Raw genomic sequence first — 21,868 nt, 5'->3', positions numbered from 1 at the left:
AACAAGGTCCTATCGGCTTTCAGTGAATAATTCGCGGCCAATTAGCATGCGGCGGATTTCAGATGTACCTGCGCCAATTTCATATAGTTTTGCATCACGTAATAAACGACCTGTCGCATATTCGTTGATATAACCATTACCACCTAAGATTTGGATAGCATCAAGCGCCATTTTAGTCGCAAGCTCTGCCGCATATAAAATCGCACCAGCAGCATCTTTACGAGTTGTTTCACCGCGGTCACAGGCACGCGCTACCGTGTAAACGTATGAACGAGCTGCATTCATTTGCGTGTACATGTCAGCGATTTTGCCTTGAATAAGCTGGAATTGACCAATTGGGCTATCAAATTGCTTACGCTCATGAATATAAGGAACAACAATGTCCATACATGCTTGCATAATGCCAAGCGGGCCAGCTGCTAGTACAACACGCTCATAATCAAGACCACTCATAAGTACTTTTACGCCTTCGTTTAAGTTACCTAGAATGTTTTCTGCTGGTACTTCACAGTTTTCGAACACTAATTCACAGGTGTTAGAGCCGCGCATACCAAGCTTGTCTAGCTTTTGCGCTGTTGAGAATCCAGGCGTGTTACGCTCTACGATGAAAGCTGTAATCCCTTTAGGGCCGGCATTTAAGTCTGTTTTTGCATAGATAACAAAGGTATCGGCATCTGGACCATTTGTGATCCACATCTTGTTACCGTTAAGCACAAATACATCGCCTTTTTTCTCAGCTTTTAATTTCATTGAAACTACGTCAGAACCAGCATTTGGCTCACTCATCGCAAGGGCACCAATGTGCTCACCACTGATTAGCTTAGGCAGGTATTTTTCTTTTTGTGCTTGAGTACCATTACGGTTAATTTGGTTAACACATAAGTTTGAATGAGCACCATAACTTAAACCAATCGATGCACTTGCACGGCTAATTTCTTCCATTGCAATGACATGTTCAAGGTAACCAAGGCCTGCACCGCCAAACTCTTCCGGCACTGTCATACCCAATAAACCCATTTCACCAAGCTGTGGCCAAAGTTGATTAGGGAAGGCATTGTCTAAATCTGTTTGTTCCGCAAGTGGGGCAATTTCTTGGCTAGCAAAGCTATTAACGTGATCGCGGATCATGTCTGCTGTTTCGCCAAGTCCGAAGTTCATTTCTTTGTATAGTGAAATAGTGCTCATAATGTGTGTTCCTGTGAGAGTCTGTTGACGAGATTGTTGTCAGGTTATTCGTCTAAATTATTAAGGGTTTCACGACAGCGACGTTCTGCTGTAACCAATTCCATCAGTACGACTTTAATGTCGTCCATTTGTTGGCTTAGGTCCGCTTTTTTCTCTGCGATAAGGTCAAGCATAGTCACAAGCTGTTTTGCACTTGATTTATCTGCATCGTAAAGTTCAAACAAACGGCCCGTTTCAGCCAAGGTAAAACCTAAGCGTTTACCGCGTAGAATAAGTTTTAGCCTTACTTTGTCGCGTTTTGAATAAATACGGGTTTGACCATTGCGATCAGGTGAGATCAGCCCTTGGTCTTCATAAAAGCGGATAGAGCGGGTTGTAATATCAAATTCTTTTGCTAGTTCGCTGATACTAAACGTTTGCTCATTGCTAGCAGGTTCAACTGCTGCGCTTTCGAAGTTTGTTTGATTGTCTTGTTTCATGATTTATTTACCTCATTCGAATAACACCAATATAAGTGAAGTTTACGTAAAGGTAAAGGGTGATTTGGGAGTTATACTTTAGACTTATAAAGATAACTGGTTGGATTTGTTGAAAAGCCTAATTTATCTAGCCTTGTAAGCAGATGTTCGATTTTTAATACAACAAAATACAGATAAGTTTACAGTTTTAGCGGCCGCAAAAAAGTTGATTTTAGATTTACGTTGGCGTAAACGTAAATATTATGTATGCTGAATTAAATCGAATTTAAACTATAACAAATTAACTGTTTGGTTACACATGATTTGAACACATGATGATAACCACTTACATGGAGCCAATTATGACTACTGAAGCCGTTGTTATTGTTGCCGCAAAACGTACCCCAATGGGTGGTTTTATGGGCGCACTAAGTGGTGCACACGCAACTGATTTAGGTGCTACAGCTATTAAAAGTAGCTTAGAGCAAGCCGGTTTATCAGCCGATAAGATTGATGAAGTAATTATGGGTTGTGTATTACCAGCTGGTCTTGGTCAAGCACCTGCGCGCCAAGCGATGTTAAAAGCGGGCCTTAATCAAGGTACTGGTGCAACAACAATTAATAAAGTGTGTGGCTCTGGCTTAAAGGCTGCGATGTTTGCCCATGACTTAATTAAATCAGGCTCTATCAACTCAGCGGTTGCTGGTGGCATGGAGAGCATGAGTAACGCGCCTTATATGTTACCGAATGCACGTTCAGGTATGCGTATGGGTCATGGAGAAGTAAAAGATCACATGATGTGTGATGGCCTTGAAGATGCTTACGACAACAAAGCAATGGGTTGTTTTGCTCAAGACACTGCCGATCAGTATTCAATTGGTCGTGAACAAATGGATAATTTTGCACTTAGCTCACTGACTAAAGCAAACAACGCGATTGAAACCGGCGCATTTGTGAACGAGATTGCAGCGCATACTATTTCTACGCGTAAAGGTGATGTGACTGTTGCGATTGATGAACAACCAGGTAATGCACGTCCTGATAAAATCCCTGGTTTACGTCCTGCATTCAAAAAAGACGGCACTATTACAGCTGCAAACTCTTCATCAATTTCTGATGGTGCAGCAGCGCTTGTGTTAATGCGTGAATCAGATGCTAAAGCACAAGGTTTAACACCACTTTGTCGTATCGTTGCTCATAGCACACATTCACAAGCACCTAGCGAATTTACGTTAGCACCGGTTGGCGCTATGCAATCGCTTTTAGAAAAAGCAGGTTGGTCTGTTAATGATGTTGATTTATGGGAAATCAATGAAGCCTTTGCGATGGTGACTATGCTTGCAATTAACGAGTTAAAGCTTGATGAAAGCAAAGTAAATGTCAATGGCGGTGCCTGTGCACTCGGCCACCCAATTGGTGCCAGTGGCGCGCGTATCTTAGTAACGTTAATTCATGCATTAAAGAATCGTGGTCTTAGCAAAGGTGTTGCCTCACTGTGCATCGGTGGTGGTGAAGCTGTTGCTATGGCAGTCGAAGCAATTTAATTACGTTTTCGAACTTAATCTCTCACAGCCGCAACGTATTTTAAAAACTATCATGTTGCGGCCTCTTTATACCCACTGGGGAGGAGTGCCTCATGCACCAAGTACCTTTATTTATCAACGGCGAATTTACCCAATCAAGTTCAACGCAGCTGATTGATGTTATCAATCCTGCAAATCAAGAAGTGTTAGCTCAAGTTCCGTGTGCAACGGATGCAGAAATGGATGCAGCCATTGAATCTGCAAAAGAAACTTTTAAAACTTGGAAAGAAGTACCTATATCTGAACGTGCGCGCATTATGATGAAATACGCTGCACTGTTAAAAGAAAACCATGACGAGCTTGCGACGATTATTTGTCATGAGTTAGGTAAAACATTTGAAGACGCCAAAGGCGATGTTTGGCGTGGTATTGAAGTTGTTGAGCAAGCAGCCAATGCACCATCATTAATGATGGGCGAAACAATGGAAAACGTAGCCCGTAAAATCGATACTTACTCTTACATGCAGCCACTAGGTGTATGTGCGGGTATTACGCCATTTAACTTCCCTGCGATGATCCCATTATGGATGTTCCCACTGGCTATTGTGTGTGGTAACACCTTTATTCTGAAACCATCAGAGCAAGATCCATTAACACCAATGCGTTTAGCTGAACTATTTGTTGAAGCGGGTGCACCAAAAGGGGTGTTACAAGTTGTTCATGGTACAAAACCACAAGTTGACCGTTTATTAGAAGACCCAGCAGTGCGCGCTATTTCATTTGTTGGTTCGTGTGGTGTTGGTGAATATATCTATTCAAAAGGCACTGCAAATCTTAAGCGTGTACAAGCCTGCGTAGGTGCAAAAAATCATATGGTTATTATGCCTGATGCGAGTAAATCGCATGTTGTTAATAACTTAGTTGGCGCGTCAGTAGGTGCTGCAGGTCAGCGTTGTATGGGTATTTCGGTTGCTGTATTTGTTGGTCAAGCAAAAGACTGGGTTGATGAAATTAAAGCAGGCTTTGAAAACGTACGCCCTGGTGTATGGGATGATGCTAACGCGGCTTACGGTCCACAAACATCAAAAGCAGCTAAAGATCGTATTTTATCACTTATCGCAAGTGGTAAAGCACAAGGTGCAACGTGCTTAATTGATGGCTCTGACTTCACAGTTGAAGGTTACGAGCAAGGTAACTGGGTTGGTCCAACGCTATTTACTGATGTAACAACCGAGATGGATTTATACAAAGAAGAGATCTTTGGTCCTGTATTGGCTTGTATGTTTGTAGATACTCTTGAGGAGGCGATTGAGCTTATCAATAACTCGCCTTACGGTAACGGTACTTCGTTATTCACATCAAGCGGCGCTGCTGCACGTAAATTCCAACATGAAATCGAAGTAGGTCAAGTTGGTATCAATGTGCCAATTCCTGTGCCACTACCGTTTTTCTCTTTCACAGGTTGGAAAGGCTCATTCTACGGTGATCAACACACCTATGGTAAGCAAGGTATTCGTTTTTACACAGAAACGAAAACAATTACTTCACGTTGGTTCGAGGATGATATCGCCTCAGGTCCTAACATGAGTATCAACCTTAAATAAGCCGTAATTAATTTACTGCTGAGCGAGCACACGCTCGCTCAAAGAACACACATTTAAACGACAACAATCGTTATTCACACAAGAATAAGACAACAAAATAGAGGTCTACTATGGACTTTAATTTAACCGAAGATCAGCAAGCGTTTGCTGAAACAGCTCGTCAGTTTGCAGAGTCAGAACTTGCTCCATACGCAGCTAAGTGGGACCAAGAACACATTTTCCCTAAAGACACGATAAAAGCAGCCGGTGAGCTTGGCTTTTGTGGTTTATATACCCCAGAAGAAGCGGGTGGCTTAGGTTTATCTCGCCTAGATTCAAGCATTATTTTTGAACAGCTTGCCATGGGTTGTACAGCAACGACCGCTATGTTGACCATTCATAATATGGCAACGTGGATGATTGCAAGCTTTGGTACTGATGAAGTTAAAGCTCAGTACTGTGAGCAATTAGTGATGGGGGAGTTACTTGCTTCTTATTGTTTAACAGAGCCTGGCTCTGGCTCTGATGCGGCATCGCTAAAAACCAAAGCAGTAAAAGAGGGCGATGAGTATGTGATCTCAGGCTCTAAGATGTTTATCTCGGGTGCTGGTGAAACTGACTTACTCGTTGTTATGGCTCGCACTGGTGGCGAAGGCGCAGCAGGTATTTCGGCATTTGTTGTTCCTGCTGACGCAGCGGGTATTGAATACGGTAAAGCTGAAGAAAAAATGGGCTGGAATGCCCAGCCAACACGCTTAATTAGTTTTGAAGGTGTAAGAGTTCCTGCGGCTAACTTATTAGGCCAAGAAGGCGAAGGCTTTAAGTTTGCAATGCAAGGCTTAGACGGGGGGCGTATTAATATTGCTACCTGTTCATTAGGTACAGCACAAGCAGCTCTTAATACTGCTCGCGAATACCTAAAAGAACGTGAGCAATTTGGTAAGCCATTAGCAGCTTTCCAAGCACTACAGTTCAAAATTGCCGATATGAACACAGAACTTGTTGCTGCTCGTCAAATGGTGCGCTTAGCCGCATTTAAATTAGATACCGGTGATAGCGAAAAAACCACTTATTGTGCAATGGCAAAACGTTTTGCAACAGATGTTGGTTTTAAAGTCTGTGATGATGCACTGCAAATTCACGGTGGTTACGGTTACATCAAAGAATACCCATTAGAGCGTCATTTTAGAGACGTACGTGTGCATCAAATACTTGAAGGCACAAACGAAATCATGCGTGTGATTATCGCACGTCGTATCTTAGCCGAGTCAGCTGGCGACATTCTATAAGGAGCATACTATGTCTAATCCATCGATTGATTTAAATATTGAAGGTAACGTAGCGGTTTTAACCATGAACAACCCGCCAGCGAATACCTGGACACAAGATACATTAACAGCACTTAAAGAGACTGTGACTGAGCTAAATGCCAACAAAAATGTGTATGCATTAGTGATCACAGGTCAAGGTGAAAAGTTCTTTAGCGCTGGTGCCGATTTAAACGTGTTTGCCAGTGGTGATAAAGGTGTAGCTGCAACTATGTCAAAAGTGTTTGGTGATGCATTTGAAGCACTAACCAATTTCCGTGGCGTATCAATCGCGGCAATTAATGGCTATGCCATGGGCGGCGGCCTTGAAGTTGCACTTGCTTGTGATATTCGTATTGCCGAAGAGCAAGCACAAATGGCATTACCAGAAGCAAAAGTTGGCTTACTGCCATGTGCTGGTGGTACGCAAAATCTTGCATGGCTTGTAGGTGAAGGCTGGGCAAAACGCATGATCTTATGTGGCGAGCGCCTAAAAGCAGACAAAGCACGCGAGATAGGCCTTGTTGAAGAAGTGGTTGGCGCTGGTGAAAGTTTAGCAGCGGCAATGAAACTTGCTAACCAAGTTGGCGAGCAAAGCCCGGTTGCTGTTTCTGCATGTAAAGAGCTTATTCAAAAAGGTCGGACACAACCGATGGCTCATGCATTGCCACTAGAGCGTGAGTTATTTGTACAATTATTTGATACGCAAGACCAAAAAGAAGGTGTGAATGCGTTCTTAGAAAAGCGTAAAGCTAATTGGGTAAATGGCTAATGACTAATGTAACACTACTAAATCATCAAGATGCGCCTGTGGTGTTTGAAACTGCTGAGGCCGCAAGTGGCCTCATTGCAATTGCGACACTCAATGCGCCAAAATCGTTAAACGCCTTAAATTACGACATGATCCAACTGCTTGAGCCTCAGCTTAGAAAATGGGCTGAAGATGACACTGTTGCCATGGTTATTTTAAAAGGTGCTGGCGAAAAAGCATTTTGTGCCGGTGGCGATGTAGTAAGCCTGCATAAAGCAATGAGCACGGGTGAGCCAGCTAATTACATCGAAGATTTTTTCTCACTTGAGTATAAATTAGACTATCTGATTCATTGCTATGAAAAACCAATTTTACTTTGGGGTAATGGCATTGTTATGGGTGGCGGCTTAGGTTTAATGGCAGGGGCAAGTCACCGCGTGGTAACAGAAACCTCTCGTATTGCAATGCCTGAGCTTACCATTGGTTTATACCCTGATGTTGGTGGCAGTTATTTCTTACATAAAATGCCTGAGCAAGTTGGTCTATTTTTAGGATTAACTGCAGCGTCTATCAATGCTGAAGATGCATTGTTTGTTAATCTTGCTGATCACTATGCAACTGCCGATAAATATGATGCTATGTTAACGGCCATCACTGATGAAAAGTGGGGCAAAACGGCTTCATTAAACCACGAAAAGCTGACTAAAATTTTAATCTCAATCGATAATATTTCAGGCCGTGTACCTAAAGGAAACGTAAAGGATAATCTTGAGGTTATTCAAAAGTTGGCTGAATTTGATTCATTGCAGGGCAAAATCGACTACATCCAAGGTTTAGATACCGAAGACAAATGGCTCACACGTGCGCAAAAGTCATTAGCGCATGGTTGTCCGCTTAGTTGTGCGCTGGTTGAACGTCAATTAGCAAACTCAAAAGAGATGACATTAGCACAGTGCTTCAAAATGGAACTAGGCATGTCGGTACGCTGTGGCGAAGTAGGCGAGTTCCAAGAAGGGGTCCGTGCGCTATTAATCGACAAAGACGGTGCACCTAACTGGCAGTTTAAATCGCTTAGCGATATCGACGAAGCAGTTGTAGATAGCTTCTTTACACCACGCTGGGATGAGCAAACTCATCCACTCAATTCGTTAACTTCATCTTAAGTCCAAGGGGTAAACAAATGGCTAAATTAACAATAGGATTTATTGGTTTAGGCAACATGGGTGGCCCGATGGCGGCAAACCTTGTTAATGCGGGTCACACAGTTCGTGTGTTTGACTTAAATAAAACAGCAGTAAGTGAACTTGCCGATAAAGGTGCAGTTGCTGCAAATGATGCGGCTGAGTGTGCCATTGGTGCAGATATATTTATCAGTATGCTTCCGGCAAGCAAGCATGTTAAGTCGCTTTACTTAGGTGAAACGGGTCTTATCAACTTACTTGATAGCAAAACCTTAGTCATTGACTGCTCAACCATTGACGCAGAGTCAGCGCGTCAGGTGGGCAGCGAACTTGCTCAAAAAGGCATTGATTTTGTTGATGCGCCGGTATCAGGTGGTGTTGCTGGTGCAACAGCAGGCACTTTAACCTTTATCGTTGGTGGTGAGCAAAGCCACTTTGAAAAAGCTAAGCTTGCTTTAGTTGATATGGGTAAAAACATCTTCCATGCTGGTGATATTGGCGCTGGCCAAGTGGCAAAAATCTGTAACAACATGCTACTGAGCATTTTAATGGCAGGTACCAGTGAAGCCCTGCAAATGGGTATTAACAATGGGCTCGACCCAAAAGTGTTAAGTGACATCATGACCGCAAGCTCTGGCCGTAACTGGACACTTGAACTTTACAACCCATGCCCAGGTGTCATGGAAACGGCACCAGCAAGTAATGATTACAAACCGGGCTTTATGGTTGATTTAATGGCGAAAGATTTAGGCCTTGCTATGGAAGCGGCTCAACAAAGTAATTCATCTACCCCAATGGGGTCAATGGCGAAGAATTTATACACTATGCTTCAGCATCAAGGTGCAGGTAGTGATGATTTTAGCGCTATTTTTAAATTATTCTCGAAGTAGGAGTTTGTTGTGGAAATTAAAAACAACAACATCGTAATTACAGGTGGTGCGCAAGGTTTAGGCTTTGCGATGGCCGAAAAATTTGCATCACTTGGTGCTAACATTGCACTTATCGATATGCAACAAGACGTACTTGATACTGCAGTATCTGCACTTTCTAAACATGGCACAAAAGTGATGGCTTATGCTGCCAATGTGACCGATGAAGACGCTGTTGTAGCAACGTTTAATACTATTAACAAAGACTTTGGCCATATCGGTGTGTTAATTAACAATGCAGGTATCTTACGCGATGGTATGTTTATTAAAGCGAAAGAAGGCAAAGTGGTTGATAAAATGTCGTTGGCTCAGTTTCAATCAGTGATTGATGTGAATCTTACCGGTGTATTTTTAGCAGGCCGTGAAGCCGCGAGCCACATGATTGAGTCAGGCAAAGGTGGCGTTATCGTTAATATGTCGAGTGTTGCACGCGCTGGTAACATTGGCCAAACAAACTATGCTGCATCTAAAGCCGGTGTTGTTGCGATGACAACAGGTTGGGCGAAAGAGTTAGGTCGCTTTAATATTCGTGTTGGTGCAATCGCACCGGGTGTTATCCGCACTGCGATGACAGATGCGATGAAACCAGAAGCAAAACAACGCATGATGGCGGTAACGCCTGTCGGTCGTTTTGGTGAAGCTGAAGAAATAGCCCAAACAGCACAATACATTGTAGAGAATGATTTCTTTACGGGTCGTGTTGTTGAAATTGATGGCGGTATTCGCCTTTAATTTTAAATGGTAACCCTTTACCCATTGAAAGTACCAAAACGGTAAGCCTAGCTTGCCGTTTTTTTATTTTTAAAGTATCTTAACTTCATAATTATAAGGAGATTTTTTATGAACACTCATGGCATTACAGTATCAATGAGCAAGGGAATTAAAGCTAACTTCAAACTGGGTGAACATTTAATTGAATACTGGGGTTCTGCTTACTCAGGTAAAGAAGTTCTGAAAGTAGACGGTGAATTAATAGCAGAATCACGTAACTTTAAAACAAAATCTGTTCATGAGTTTAATATTGATGGTAAATCCTGTCAGTTGTGTATAAGCGTTAAACCCTTCTTCAAGTTCTCAGCTGTTATATCATTAGAGTGTGAAGGTGAATTAGTACAACGCTACAGAATCACATACGGTAAAACACGAAAAGTCGCTTGGTATTTCAGGTATCTCGATCCCTTAGCATTTTTTGTTTTGGGATGGATATTCATGGCAGAAGTCATATCACTCAACGAGCTTATTTTACTTGCTGGCGCCATCTTAATTTTTTCAGAATTAGTCTTTAAAAATCATGGCTGGATCATCGAAGAGCAAAAGCCTTGTAATTAACTGTCTAGCAATCAATAATTAAGCGGTTAAATGCCGCTTAACTTTGAGAGATGCAGTGAATCCCAAACAAATCCGCAATTTTTATATCAATGAAGAACAGTCTGTTTACTTGCTGTCTCACCATGATGCTAAAAAGCACCGCCAATGGCTTAACATTTGTATTAAACAACTGACCTTGCTTGGTTACAGTGACGTTGAATTGATTGGTTCTGGAGCGTTTGGATTTGTTTTTGCGGGTGTTGATGATGAAGGCTTACCATGGGTATTTAAGTTTTCACGTATAACCCTTGCACAAAGTGTACGTGATCGCCTAGAAGACGAAGCGTATATGCTTTCGCAAGTTAATAACCCGCTCGTGCCAAAATTTTATGCTTTTGAGCGCATTAAAAAGCAAGGTATTTTAATGATGGAGCGCGCTCTAGGTGAAGACTTAGAAAAAATATCCATCAAACAGGGGCGTTTTAGTGCAGCAAAAGTCATGGCGCTGGCTCTTAGGCTACGCAATGTGCTTGTAGATTTGCGTGAACACAAAAATGGTCTAAGTCCACAGCCAATTGTGCATGGCGATATTAAACCCTCTAATATTGTTTATGATGAACAAACCAATAAATTGTCGTTGGTAGACTGGGGCAGCTCTGTTTATGCACAAATAGACGCTGAAGGGAATCCGGTTGCCAGCAATTTTATGGATCTTATGTCTGCTGATATAAGCACCACGAATGCACGTATGGGTGATGTGTATTTTATTGGTGACGAGCAAATGTCAGGTGGACAATCATCGCCACGATTTGATGAACAAGGTGTTGCCTCAACCCTTTATGCATTAGCCTCAGCTCAATCTTGCCGATTTGGTGCAGCGGTTATTCCGGCTACAAGTTTAAATTTACCTATGGAGCTTGCCCGAGTCATTGATGGTATGCTTTCAAAAAATAAGGCCACTCGCGATGGGGCGGGTGATTATTTTATGCGTAATATGCCTACAATGGCTAAAGCTTACCTACCTGAGCTACCTCGTAAAGTCATTCGCCCTTATATTCCTTATTGGTTTAGTGAGTTTGATGAGCACCCAGATACGGTGGTTTACAGCTCACGTAAGCAATTTTTAAGGCAAGCCGACCATAATCAACAATTACTTGATGTAAATGACGCTCAGCTCGATAGATACTACAAAGAGTTTTTATTTGATACCGGCGACACCGAAAAAGCTTTTCTGGCATCAATAAGCCGTTTAGCTAAATACCCGGTAGTAGGGGGCTTGAGCTTTCATTGGAAAGAAAACTCCCTGTTTGTTGAGTCTTCACTTATTCTGCATGATGAAACACTTGGCACTGCGTTTACCGATGCCATAAACAACACTGTGATGTTGGCGCAGGGAATTGAACAAAAAGGTCTCTTTAAATGTTGCCTGTTTGATGCACGTAAAACCATTCAGCTGGAACGGGATGGCACCGGTGCATTTAAGTTTGAGCATTTACCTGAGCTTGATTATGAAGTAATGGATTTACAAGCCTCAGACGTAACCAGACCGCATTCTTACTTTGAAGATGGTAAAGACCCTGATGAGCAGTTACAGCTCCCGAAAAAGGTCATTAAGTGCGTATTTGAGCTAAACCAAATACACCATACTGGCTGTATCATTTTTGAAGCCTTACCTGATAGGATGAAAATACATCATTACTATCGTTTGCTTGATGCCAGTAAAGAGCCTGAATTTAAACGCTTATTAAGCAAGCTTATGCAATATGCTGTCAATATCACTGATGTCGGTGTGGCAGGCTTTATGAAGCTACCTTACAAAAATACCCGTGAATTTGATTTGTGCACTAAACAGCCTGATGAGTTTTATCCGCGAGATCCGAAAAGAGAAACAATTGAGTAGATTATTTAAAGTTGCTAAATGACCTTCATTATGTGAATCACATTGGATATGTATTTTTTACGCTGTTTTTGTTCGTAGCTTTTTCTAGAAAATTAATTTTAGCTACATCCTTTAGTCTTGATATTATCCAAAAGTTTTAATTGAATCATTGAAAAATGTAGGGATAAGCCTAATTGTAAAAGTCGAATATGCTTTTAAATGGAATTAATATATGTTCTGGCTAATATCCTTTATTATTTTGCTCGCCATTACTGTCGTGCCATTTCCTTTTAAGATATATGGATATCTATCAGGTAAAGATGACAGTCCTAAGATTGTTAAATTTGAAGAAATAACGAATGCGCTCTTTATGTCATTGGGATTGTTCGCATTTTATGGTTTCATCACAGATAAAGTTTATCTAACACCTGAATTTTGGAATGGGTGGTTATGCGTCGCCATCGTATGGTCTTTGCTACCTTTATTTTGGTCACCTAAGCTTGATTATGCTAGTGAAATGCTCGGCCGTATTAATATGCGGTTGCTGGCAGCCGTAAGTTCTATTTTGTACCTCCCTTTGCTTTTTGCAGTCTATTTTTATGCAAACTAATTTTTCACTTCGTAGAACACTTTACCCTAAAGCAAGCTCATATTTAGAAATGAAACCTTAGAATGAAGAATAAAATAACCTGCTAAAGCAGGTTATCTACGGTGCAATCTTACTTATGCTCTTCAATGATCTCCGTGATTCCCTCTGCAGAGAGTATTTCTATCCAATAACCATCAGGGTCTTTAATAAAGGCTAAGCCTTTCATTGAGCCATCGTCAGGTTTTTTAACAAACTCAACATCGTATTTTGCAAAGCGCTCGCATGCTGCGTACACGTCTGGCACGCTAATACCGATATGACCAAAGCCTTTAGGCTCCTCATTGCCACTATGGTAACCAGCAAAGCTGTCGTCGTTTTCTGTGCCCCAATTATGTGTAAGCTCGATAAGAGCAGGGCGGCGAAATACCCACTGTGCTTTTTCTTTATCGCTGCCTGTTGGCATGTCTTGCTCATAACCTAAAAAGTACAGCGTAAACTCCATTTTAGGGAAGTCATATTTACCCAGTAACTTCATACCTAAAACGTTTTGGTAGAAATCTAAAGATGGCTTTGGATCTTTAATTCGCAACATTGTTTGTTGCATTACGTAATCTTGCGTTGCGTTTGCGATTTGTTCAGGTGACTCGTTGTAGTTAGACATACACATCCTTTTTAACTCAAATTACTGATGATGCAATCAGTCTAACATAATCAGGTTACCCTTAAATTAATAACAAATATTATTGACGTGTTTAGGTAGCACTTCAATTCTCAACTGCTAACTTGCTAACTTGCTAACTTGCTAACTTGCTAACTTGCTAACTTGCTAACTTGCTAACTTGCTAACTTGCTAACTTGCTAACTTGCTAACTTGCTAACTTGCTAACTTGCTTACTTGCTAACTTGCTAACTCAAATAAAAAACCGCCCAACAGGCGGCTCATTTCAACTTATAGCATAAAACTTACAGCTTTTGTCGATCAATTACCCCAAGGGTTACTCGCATTTGAACGCTGCTTACGTGCTCGTGCTTGCTGCTTGGCTTCTTTTTTAGCATGAATGCGTTTGGCGTCGGTAAAACTTAACTCACAAGGATCACCTGGTTTTTGATCAGCAGGGATCACACGATCGCGAGGTGGCAATTCATAGTTTACATCATCAGGGCGTGGTAAGTTTTTAAGACGATACAAATAAAAGTTTTCTACTTTTTCTTGTGCCCATTGGGTTTTACGTAAAAACTTAACCGCAGATTTAACATCAGGATTATTTTTAAAGCAGTTTAAACGCATATAGGCGTGGAGTAATTCCCAGCCATATTGTTCGACAAGCTCTGTGACGACTTGCTCGATACCAACACCTTGCAGTGGGTTATTGCTGAAAATTTCTTTATTACTCATTAGACTGTCCGGTATTACAAAACTAGGGTAAGTATAATTGCCTTTACCCTAGTTTTATAGCTATCTTGCTAAGAATGTTTGTTTTCGAGCTTATTCTTTGCAATTAACCACAACGCGGCCGCGAATTTCACCTTTTAGTAACGCTTCTGCATTTGCTATCGCTTGTGAAAGAGGAATTTCTTGCGATATGGTATCTAGGTATTGTGTTTCAACAAGCTCGCTTAAACGCTGCCATGCTTCAATGCGGTCTTCTTTAGGACGCATTACACTATCTATACCCATAAGGCTTATACCACGAAGGATAAACGGCGCGACTGTTGCTGGGAAGTCCATGCCTTGTGCTAAACCACAAGCTGTTACAACACCACCATATTTTATTGATGCACAAACATTTGCAAGTGTGTGGCTACCTACTGAATCAATTGCACCGGCGAATTGTTCTTTAGCTAGTGGTTTGCCCGGTGACGAAAATTCATCACGCGATAAAACACGTTTTGCACCTAATTTTTCAAGGTGCTGTGCTTCATTCATGCGGCCTGTTGTAGCAACAACATCAAAGCCAAGCTTGTTTAATAAATAGATAGCAAAACTACCCACGCCACCATTACCACCAGTTACAAGGACTTCGCCACTTTGCGGCGTGATACCTTGTTTTTCTAAAGCAATAATACTTAGCATAGCTGTATAACCAGCCGTTCCTATTTGCATTGCTTGCTTTGGTGTTAAGTTAGCGGGTAGGGGGATCAGCCAATCACTACTCATTGATGCTTTTTCGCTAAGACCGCCTAGGTATTTTTCACCAACCCCAAAGCCATTTAATAATACTTTATCACCTACTTTAAATTCATCACTGTTAGATTCGCTAACAGTGCCAGCAAGGTCGATGCCTGGGATCATTGGAAATGTTCTTACTACTGGGCCTTTACCAGTGATAGCTAAAGCGTCTTTGTAATTTAAGGTACTGTAGTCAACATCAATATTTACATCGTGCTGGTGGATATTTTCTACGGGAAAGTCTGTGTACTCGGCATGATAGCCTTGATCATCTTTGTTTATAACTACCGACTTTACTGATGTTGTCATGTTGACTCCTTTTAGACCGATCGTCTTTTAATGGTTAAAATAAAACCGTTTAAAACGGCTTTATAAAATTAAGCGTAAAAATTGTGCTGTATAAAGGGTAAGCGGTTCACTTGATTTATCAAGTTTAGAGCGCATTACTGCACCCTCCCAGCCAATCCAAAAAAATTCAGCAAGCATCTTACAATCTGATGCTTGGGGTATTTGTTTTAGCTTTTTTGCGTCAAGTAAGCACTGTTCAATTAATGCTTGCCAGCTATTGTAAGCCTTTTTGATGCGTTCAATCATGAAATCATCAAGGTAACTGAGTTCTTGGTTTAAATTGCCAATTAAGCACCCACGTGTAAATTCAAATTTTGCCATCCCTTGTTTAGCATCATTTGCAAACAGCACAATTCTCTCAAGAGGTGTTGTAGCTTCGTTTGTTAAATGGCGTTTTAACTTTGCTTGAAAATAATTGTCATAAGCATCGATGAGTGCTAAGCCAAAATCATTTTTACTTTTGAAATAATGATAAAAAGACCCTTTTGGCACTTGAGCCGATTTTAAAATTAAATCAATGCCTGTTGCGCTAAAGCCTTTTTCGGTCAATACAGCTAAGCCCGTATTAATTAATAGGGCACGAGTATCTGCATTTGAACGCGCTATTTTGGGTGGCCTGCCGCGACGGCTTGGCACTGTGCTATGTTTTTCCATGACGACTATATTAGACCGATCGGTTTTTAATATGCAAGAATTAATTTGACTAAATTGTAATCATCATAAATTTGTCATGATTACAATTTAAATGGGAACTTTGCTAAAAAAGTGTTGGTCATAATTTAGGAGGCTAAAAAGAGCTGTATCGTGTTTAGCTGAATTTAAGTGTATTTATAGGTCGTTTTAGATGAAGAGGTACGACCACTTAGTCATTTTAAATGTTAATTCATTTGAGCATCAGCATGTTAGTTATTGTCAAACTATTTAATTGTTTTTTGCCATTTGAATTTAACAGTTTTATTAACTATTCATTAAATGTAGATGTCAATTTCGCTACATATCTATAAATATAAAAGGTGAGGATATTACCTATGAAGAGACAGAAAAGAGATCGTTTAGAAAGAGCTCATTCTCAAGGTTATAAAGCAGGCTTGGCAGGCCGTTCAAAAGAACAATGCCCTTATCAACAAATCGACCCTAAATCTGAATGGTTGGGTGGCTGGCGAGAGGCCATTGAAAACCGTAATATGTTCAAAACTTAATATAGGCACCTTATTCACGCAAAAAAGCCCCATCAAGGGGCTTTTTTGTATCTGCTATTTTGTATCTTAAATTAAAGATTAAAACGCAGATGTATCTTGGAAAAGACCTACTTTTAGATCTTTTGCTTCATAAATAACGCGGCCATCGACTTCAACAGTACCATCAGCCATACCCATGAATAATTTACGTTTAATTACACGTTTCATGTCTAATCGATAGGTTACTTTTGTAGCAGTTGGTAAGATTTGACCTGTGAACTTAACTTCACCTACACCAAGTGCACGACCAAGACCCGGACCACCTGACCAACCAAGGAAGAAACCAACTAATTGCCACATTGCATCTAGGCCTAGACAACCTGGCATTACCGGGTCACCTTTAAAGTGACAGTCGAAGAACCAAAGATCAGGGTTGATATCTAGTTCTGCAACGATCTGACCTTTACCGTGCTCACCACCGTCAGCAGTGATAGAGATAATGCGGTCCATCATTAGCATGTTGTCACTTGGTAAACGACAGTTGCCTTCACCGAACATTTCACCTTGACCACAAAGGACCAATTCTTCTTTTGTATAGCTGTTTTTAGGTTCCATAACTCTTATTCATCGCTTAGAAATTGCCCCGTACTTTAGCGTACACTTGTACGCTAAACAACTCGGAGCAGTTAATTTTTTGCTATTTTTCGCTTGTTTTATGACCATTTAATTAAAGTGTCGCTGATAAAGGTAGATAAAACCGCGCATTGTGAAGTAAAAATCATTATAATTGCTGTGATTCTTTAACCAGTCTAAAGGAAATTTATGATCCTTTTTGTAAACTCACTAACAGTGATTGATTTTTCTTACTTGTGTAATAAACGCGGCGCAGTTGGCGAGAGCTGGATTGTGGATTTAACTCTGCACGGTCAATTAAATGATGAGTCGATGGTCCTTGATTTTGGTTTAGTCAAAAAACAGATTAAGGGCATTATTGATAACTGTATCGACCATAAACTTGCTGTGCCTAACAGTCTAAACGGTTCAATTATAAAGCATGCTGATCACAGCGTGTTAGATTGTCACTTTGGTGATAATTACCACTTAGCTATGAGTGCTCCAAATCAAGCATTTTGTTTAATTGATGCTGATATTGTAGATGAAAAATCGGTAACTGAGTTTTTAATTAAAACTATTATGCCTGAGTTACCTAGTAACATTGAAAAGATTGAAATTAATTTATACCCAGAGCACAGCCAAAGCTTTTACTATCACTATAGTCACGGTCTTAAGAAGCACGATGGTAATTGTCAGCGTATTATTCATGGTCATCGCTCACAAATTGGTATTAGCCTTGATGGTATGGCTATGCCTCGCTTACAAAAAGAGTGGGCAGATAAATGGGAAGACATTTATTTAGCAACAGCTGAAGATGAAATTAATAAATCAGACCTTAAGCATGTAACAGCACAAGATAACGATGTATGTTTTGCTTATACATCACAGCAAGGCTATTTTGAAATGGCGATTGATAAGTCACGCTGCGACATTTTACCTTGCGATACTACGGTTGAGTGCATTGCAGACTACTTAAGTTCACAAGTTAAAAACCAATACCCTGAATCAGAAGTAAAAATTACAGCTTATGAAGGGGTTGGCAAGGGGTCTATAAGTTATGCGTAAAGGATTACTAATAGCAGCATTTGCAGGATTGTTTTCTTTAACTGCAAGTGCTGTTGAATTAAAAGGACATTTAACTCAAGGCGGTTTAGTGACTGGCCAGATTGAAGGTGCTAAAAGTGTTAGCTTAAATGGTGAGCATCTTAAGCTTTCAACAAATGGTGAGTTTGTGTTCGGTTTTGGTCGTGATGCTAAGGCAAATCATACCCTTTCTTGGGTTGATAGGGCAGGTGTAAGTCACGAACAAGAAATTGTGATCACAAAACGTGATTACAAAATTGATAAAATCACCGGTGTTGCAAAAAAATATGTCTCGCCCCCTAAAGAAGTGTCTGAACGTATTAGCCGTGAAGCTGTTGCTGTTCGTAAAGCTAGACAAGTTAATTCTGATTTACGTTATTTTTTAGATCCCGTTTATAAGCCTGCAGTTGGGCGAATTTCTGGTGTTTATGGTAGCCAGCGTTACTTTAATGGTGAACCACGTCGACCACACTTTGGATTAGACATTGCCAATAAAACGGGTAGTCCAGTGTATGCCCCAGTCAGCGGCACAGTGGTTTTTGCTGATGCTGACTTATATTACTCTGGTGGTACTTTAATTCTTGACCATGGCCATGGCGTTACCTCTACTTACATCCATTTAAGCAAATTAGATGTAAAAGTAGGGGATGAAATTAAGCGTGGCGATAAAATTGCTGAGATCGGCGCGACTGGTCGAGTAACCGGCCCTCATTTAGACTGGCGTTTTAATTGGAAGAATGAACGCCTTGATCCTGCGCTAATGATGCAAGATACATTAGCTAATAAAAAGTAGAGACTATGACACAACAAATCGATCGTGACGCTATTATTGCAAAGCGTATTGCTGACTCAACAACATCAGTAACAAAAACTGTTTTTCCTGGCCGTACCAACCACCACAATACTTTATTTGGTGGTGACGCGTTGGCGTGGATGGATGAAGTAGCGTTTATTGCTGCTACACGTTTTTGTCGTAAGCCACTTGTAACGATTTCGTCTGACCGTGTAGATTTTAAAGAAGCCATTCCGGCTGGTACATTCGCAGAGCTTATCTCTAAAGTTGTACATGTTGGTAATACCAGCCTTAAAGTAGACGTTGAAATCTTTTTAGAAAGAATGCACAAAGATGACAAGCACTTAGCTATTTCAGGTAGCTTTACGTTTGTTGCTGTTGATGATAACCACAGACCAACTCCAGTAGTTTGCGATAAAATGATTAACGGTTTCGAATAAGACTTACTGCAAGTTTAAAGTAAATTAAGTACCTTCGGGTGCTTAATTTTCTACCGCAAAAGAACACATCATACTAAGTATGTTATATGAATCTATCAGCAAGGAACAAAATATGCAGCTATAAGTAATCAAAGGGGGGAGTGCGATGCGTTTAATATTACTGGTTATTTATATATTAATTATATTGTTGGCTTTTAATCAACTCGAAGGTTACCTGTTTGATTTAGCAGGCGCTTTGCGGGGCGTGCTGATTATATGTAGCTTATTACCTGCAATACTTTTATTGTTATGGAGTAAAAAGCTTTCTTTTTGTTTAGTTTTTTTAAGTATTGGATTAGTTCTATTTCACTTTAAACCTTACTCATCATCTGAAGCTGTTAAAAATTCCGATATCAAAATCGCACAAGTAAATTTGCAATATAGCAATCCTAACTTAGCACAGATCATCGACAGTCAATTTTTAGGTACGCAAAATGATATCTTGGTACTGTTTGAGTTTAATGATACGCAGCGACATGTGCTTGATGAACTCAACACGCAATATCATTTGTTTGGTTATGCTGAAGTTGAAGGGGCACCATTTGGCATTCTTGTTATTTCCAAGCTACCTATTGTGCAAAGGCAAATTAAACGCTTTGATAATCCTAAACTTGGCTATGTAAAACTTAGTTTCTTGTACAATAACATTATGTTAAATAGTGTTTTTTTTCATCCTCCATCACCTAGAACTCATACTTTATGGAGTCAGAGAAATAGGGTATTAAGTGAAGTTAGTAATGAAATTCAAAACTTGAAAGGGAGTTGGTTAGTTGCCGGTGATTTTAATACAGTACCTTGGTCACGGTACTTTATAAAGACTAAAAGCAGTTGCTTTAATCGCGCAGGTTTTTATACAAGTTGGTCTTTCAATAATCAGCTAAGTGATTTAAAAGTTTTGGGTTTACCAATAGATCATTGTTTAGTGAGTGAAGATATTTCTTTATCTAATGTTGGTGTTAACTCAGTAAACGGCAGCGACCACAAACTGCTGCACTATGAACTCACATTTTCTACGCATTGATTAAATTTAAGGTGACTATTTTCAATTAATATATCAACCAGCATAGTTAGCTCAAAGTTATCCCAAGGTTTTGCGGTAATCATATTAGCTATATTATTGTTAAGTGCACTTTTAGAAGCTTCTAGCTCTGCATAGCCAGTAATCAAAAGGCGAGAGCAGTTCGGCTGTAGCAATTTAATATCCTCTAAAACAGCAAAACCACTGATTGCAGGCATAAGCAAATCACAAATGACTAAACTAATTGGGTTCTTTTTCGCATACTCAATTGCCGATAGAGGGTCGCTGAAACAAATTACATGGTTGTTAGTACCTAATAACCGTTTTAGCGAACGTAAAATTGCTTCATCATCATCGATGATTACAATGTTTTTTTTCATGAATGCGCTCCAAATAAGTGCTTCAAGTCATACAGCATATGTTTAAAGTTTCGTTTATGAGGGAATAGCCAAAAGGCTCTGTTTGAATACATAAGTGCTTTTGAATACTGACCAAGTTCACGGTAGAACTCGCCATAGCATTCACTTAATCGTGCTTTAATTTTTTTTCGTTCATTGTTTGATACAACAGATTGGTTACGATTAATAATTTCGACCATCGCTGCTAATCTATTTTCTCTATTTGATGTTATAGAGTTAGCACGCATTAGATAGTGCATTGCACACAGGGTTGAATAACCTACATAACCTTTTTTAGCTATTTTTAACCAGCAATCTAAATCGGTAGCGCTACTTAACTTATTATCAAAACCGCCCACCTCAACAATGGCAGAGCGCTTAACCATGACCGACGAAGTGCCAACAATGTTGGTGGTGATCATTTGGCTTATTGGATTATCAAGAAATTGGAAGTCTGTGTTTTCTTCATTGCATTTAAACTCAGGCCAGTAATCAAAACAGCCAATTATATCTTCGTTCTTTTCATTAAAATGCATGTAGTCAGTAAAACTTAACACGCAATCTGGGTGTTTTTTATGAAATGATAACTGAGCTGCAAGTTTATCTGCTGACCAATAATCATCGGCATCTAAAAAAGCTAAGTACTCTGACTTTGCTTGCGTAATTGCCAGGTTACGAGCAGCGACAACCCCTTTTCTTTGTTGGCTAAAGATGCGTACTTCACTTTTGTCAGCAGCTAGTTGCTCAAGGTATTCTTTGCTGCCATCTGTAGAGCCATCATCAACAATAATGATTTCAAAATTTACATTTTTTTGCTGGTAAATGCTGTTAATACACGTATCTAGATACTGCAAACAGTTGTAGTTAGGAATGATAATACTGACTTGGCTGTTCATAATATGCTCCAAAAGCATTAATTTACGTATTGAAGGATACGCAATTTAAAAGCCAGCTTTAAATCTGTATTTTCTGTTAAATTACTCAGCCTTTTCTCTTTGTGCGTTGCATTTTGCAAATCTTCGGTAATTTTTTATCTCAATTCGGGAATATTTCGGTTTTTTTGCTGGGTATGGAACTTGCCATAGCTCTTATA

The 21,868-nt window shown here is 40.2% G+C and carries 24 protein-coding genes; 15 read left to right on the top strand and 9 right to left on the bottom strand.

All coding sequences use genetic code 11. The features are described 5' to 3' along the window. Nucleotides 1–9: 9 nt before the first annotated feature. Nucleotides 10–1,185, bottom strand: coding sequence for an isovaleryl-CoA dehydrogenase (locus tag J8Z25_RS08845; RefSeq protein ID WP_130051462.1), 1,176 nt, complete (start codon nt 1,183–1,185; stop codon nt 10–12). Nucleotides 1,186–1,229: 44 nt separating this feature from the next. Continuing rightward, nucleotides 1,230–1,664 carry a MerR family transcriptional regulator gene (locus tag J8Z25_RS08840; RefSeq protein ID WP_054553803.1) on the bottom strand — a complete coding sequence of 145 codons (435 nt, stop codon included), beginning with the start codon at nt 1,662–1,664 and terminating at the stop codon, nt 1,230–1,232. Nucleotides 1,665–2,005: 341 nt separating this feature from the next. Here J8Z25_RS08840 and J8Z25_RS08835 point away from each other — a divergent pair, with 341 nt between their 5' ends. From J8Z25_RS08835 to J8Z25_RS08790, 10 genes are all read left to right on the top strand, one after another. Then, a complete protein-coding gene (locus J8Z25_RS08835) occupies nt 2,006–3,187 on the top strand; it encodes a thiolase family protein (RefSeq protein WP_250660920.1) in 1,182 nt (393 codons plus the stop codon). A gap of 92 nt (nt 3,188–3,279) precedes the next feature. Beyond that, nucleotides 3,280–4,770 carry a CoA-acylating methylmalonate-semialdehyde dehydrogenase gene (locus J8Z25_RS08830; protein WP_250660919.1) on the top strand — a complete coding sequence of 497 codons (1,491 nt, stop codon included), beginning with the start codon at nt 3,280–3,282 and terminating at the stop codon, nt 4,768–4,770. 110 nt (nt 4,771–4,880) lie between these two features. Beyond that, nucleotides 4,881–6,038 carry an acyl-CoA dehydrogenase family protein gene (locus tag J8Z25_RS08825; protein WP_178926991.1) on the top strand — a complete coding sequence of 386 codons (1,158 nt, stop codon included), beginning with the start codon at nt 4,881–4,883 and terminating at the stop codon, nt 6,036–6,038. 10 nt (nt 6,039–6,048) lie between these two features. Further along, the gene (locus J8Z25_RS08820; protein WP_250660918.1) at nt 6,049–6,828 is read left to right on the top strand and encodes an enoyl-CoA hydratase; all 780 of its coding nucleotides are present in this window, start codon (nt 6,049–6,051) and stop codon (nt 6,826–6,828) included. After that, a complete protein-coding gene (locus J8Z25_RS08815) occupies nt 6,828–7,970 on the top strand; it encodes an enoyl-CoA hydratase/isomerase family protein (RefSeq protein WP_250660917.1) in 1,143 nt (380 codons plus the stop codon). The genes J8Z25_RS08820 and J8Z25_RS08815 overlap by 1 nt, the downstream gene beginning before the upstream one ends. Before the next feature lie 17 nt (nt 7,971–7,987). After that, nucleotides 7,988–8,878 (top strand): 3-hydroxyisobutyrate dehydrogenase, encoded by an 891-nt coding sequence (gene mmsB, locus J8Z25_RS08810; protein ID WP_062569062.1) that lies wholly within the window; start codon nt 7,988–7,990, stop codon nt 8,876–8,878. 9 nt (nt 8,879–8,887) lie between these two features. Next, nucleotides 8,888–9,649 (top strand): SDR family oxidoreductase, encoded by a 762-nt coding sequence (locus J8Z25_RS08805; protein ID WP_130051468.1) that lies wholly within the window; start codon nt 8,888–8,890, stop codon nt 9,647–9,649. 108 nt (nt 9,650–9,757) lie between these two features. Further along, nucleotides 9,758–10,246, top strand: coding sequence for a hypothetical protein (locus tag J8Z25_RS08800; protein ID WP_167657639.1), 489 nt, complete (start codon nt 9,758–9,760; stop codon nt 10,244–10,246). A gap of 55 nt (nt 10,247–10,301) precedes the next feature. Next, nucleotides 10,302–12,125, top strand: coding sequence for a protein kinase domain-containing protein (locus J8Z25_RS08795; RefSeq protein WP_250660916.1), 1,824 nt, complete (start codon nt 10,302–10,304; stop codon nt 12,123–12,125). 211 nt (nt 12,126–12,336) lie between these two features. After that, nucleotides 12,337–12,714: a hypothetical protein gene (locus J8Z25_RS08790; RefSeq protein WP_250660915.1), complete on the top strand. Its 378-nt coding sequence runs from the start codon at nt 12,337–12,339 to the stop codon at nt 12,712–12,714. A 109-nt stretch (nt 12,715–12,823) separates the two neighbouring features. Here the strand turns inward: J8Z25_RS08790 and gloA are convergent, their stop codons facing one another. From gloA to acuR, 4 genes are all read right to left on the bottom strand, one after another. Next, entirely contained in the window at nt 12,824–13,354 is a 531-nt protein-coding gene (gene gloA, locus J8Z25_RS08785; protein WP_250660914.1) for a lactoylglutathione lyase, read from the bottom strand. Nucleotides 13,355–13,672: 318 nt separating this feature from the next. Then, nucleotides 13,673–14,089, bottom strand: a complete 417-nt coding sequence (locus tag J8Z25_RS08780) for a VF530 family protein (RefSeq protein WP_130051473.1) — start codon at nt 14,087–14,089, stop codon at nt 13,673–13,675. Nucleotides 14,090–14,179: 90 nt separating this feature from the next. Next, nucleotides 14,180–15,172 carry an acrylyl-CoA reductase (NADPH) gene (acuI, locus tag J8Z25_RS08775; RefSeq protein WP_130051474.1) on the bottom strand — a complete coding sequence of 331 codons (993 nt, stop codon included), beginning with the start codon at nt 15,170–15,172 and terminating at the stop codon, nt 14,180–14,182. A gap of 60 nt (nt 15,173–15,232) precedes the next feature. Beyond that, nucleotides 15,233–15,865, bottom strand: a complete 633-nt coding sequence (gene acuR / locus J8Z25_RS08770; RefSeq protein WP_250660913.1) for an acrylate utilization transcriptional regulator AcuR — start codon at nt 15,863–15,865, stop codon at nt 15,233–15,235. 374 nt (nt 15,866–16,239) lie between these two features. Between acuR and rmf the strand changes: the two genes are divergently transcribed. Beyond that, complete coding sequence (gene rmf / locus J8Z25_RS08765) at nt 16,240–16,410, top strand: ribosome modulation factor (RefSeq protein ID WP_036968408.1); 171 nt, start codon at nt 16,240–16,242, stop codon at nt 16,408–16,410. A gap of 78 nt (nt 16,411–16,488) precedes the next feature. Here rmf and fabA read toward each other — a convergent pair whose 3' ends face one another. Beyond that, nucleotides 16,489–17,004, bottom strand: coding sequence for a bifunctional 3-hydroxydecanoyl-ACP dehydratase/trans-2-decenoyl-ACP isomerase (gene fabA / locus J8Z25_RS08760; RefSeq protein WP_130051476.1), 516 nt, complete (start codon nt 17,002–17,004; stop codon nt 16,489–16,491). Nucleotides 17,005–17,211: 207 nt separating this feature from the next. Here fabA and J8Z25_RS08755 point away from each other — a divergent pair, with 207 nt between their 5' ends. The 4 genes from J8Z25_RS08755 to J8Z25_RS08740 all read left to right on the top strand — a co-directional run bounded on the left by J8Z25_RS08755 (nt 17,212) and on the right by J8Z25_RS08740 (nt 20,380). Further along, the gene (locus J8Z25_RS08755) at nt 17,212–18,069 is read left to right on the top strand and encodes a 6-carboxytetrahydropterin synthase (RefSeq protein WP_130051477.1); all 858 of its coding nucleotides are present in this window, start codon (nt 17,212–17,214) and stop codon (nt 18,067–18,069) included. Continuing rightward, the gene (locus tag J8Z25_RS08750; RefSeq protein ID WP_250660912.1) at nt 18,062–18,880 is read left to right on the top strand and encodes a M23 family metallopeptidase; all 819 of its coding nucleotides are present in this window, start codon (nt 18,062–18,064) and stop codon (nt 18,878–18,880) included. Before J8Z25_RS08755 ends, J8Z25_RS08750 begins: the two co-directional genes overlap by 8 nt. A gap of 5 nt (nt 18,881–18,885) precedes the next feature. Next, nucleotides 18,886–19,320 carry an acyl-CoA thioesterase gene (locus tag J8Z25_RS08745; RefSeq protein ID WP_063705312.1) on the top strand — a complete coding sequence of 145 codons (435 nt, stop codon included), beginning with the start codon at nt 18,886–18,888 and terminating at the stop codon, nt 19,318–19,320. A 145-nt stretch (nt 19,321–19,465) separates the two neighbouring features. After that, nucleotides 19,466–20,380 (top strand): endonuclease/exonuclease/phosphatase family protein, encoded by a 915-nt coding sequence (locus J8Z25_RS08740; protein ID WP_250660911.1) that lies wholly within the window; start codon nt 19,466–19,468, stop codon nt 20,378–20,380. Here J8Z25_RS08740 and J8Z25_RS08735 read toward each other — a convergent pair. Both J8Z25_RS08735 and J8Z25_RS08730 read right to left on the bottom strand, forming a co-directional pair. After that, a complete protein-coding gene (locus tag J8Z25_RS08735; RefSeq protein WP_250660910.1) occupies nt 20,353–20,757 on the bottom strand; it encodes a response regulator in 405 nt (134 codons plus the stop codon). The two genes, J8Z25_RS08740 and J8Z25_RS08735, sit on opposite strands and share 28 nt — an antisense overlap. Then, the gene (locus J8Z25_RS08730) at nt 20,754–21,671 is read right to left on the bottom strand and encodes a glycosyltransferase family 2 protein (RefSeq protein WP_167657646.1); all 918 of its coding nucleotides are present in this window, start codon (nt 21,669–21,671) and stop codon (nt 20,754–20,756) included. The genes J8Z25_RS08735 and J8Z25_RS08730 overlap by 4 nt, the downstream gene beginning before the upstream one ends. Nucleotides 21,672–21,868 lie beyond the last annotated feature (197 nt).

It is taken from the genome of Pseudoalteromonas sp. SCSIO 43101, from assembly GCF_023650775.1.
Classification (GTDB): Bacteria; Pseudomonadota; Gammaproteobacteria; order Enterobacterales; family Alteromonadaceae; genus Pseudoalteromonas; species Pseudoalteromonas apostichopi.
The sequence above is the reverse complement of the archived record's forward strand: the minus strand, read 5'-3'. Positions and strand labels throughout refer to the sequence as shown.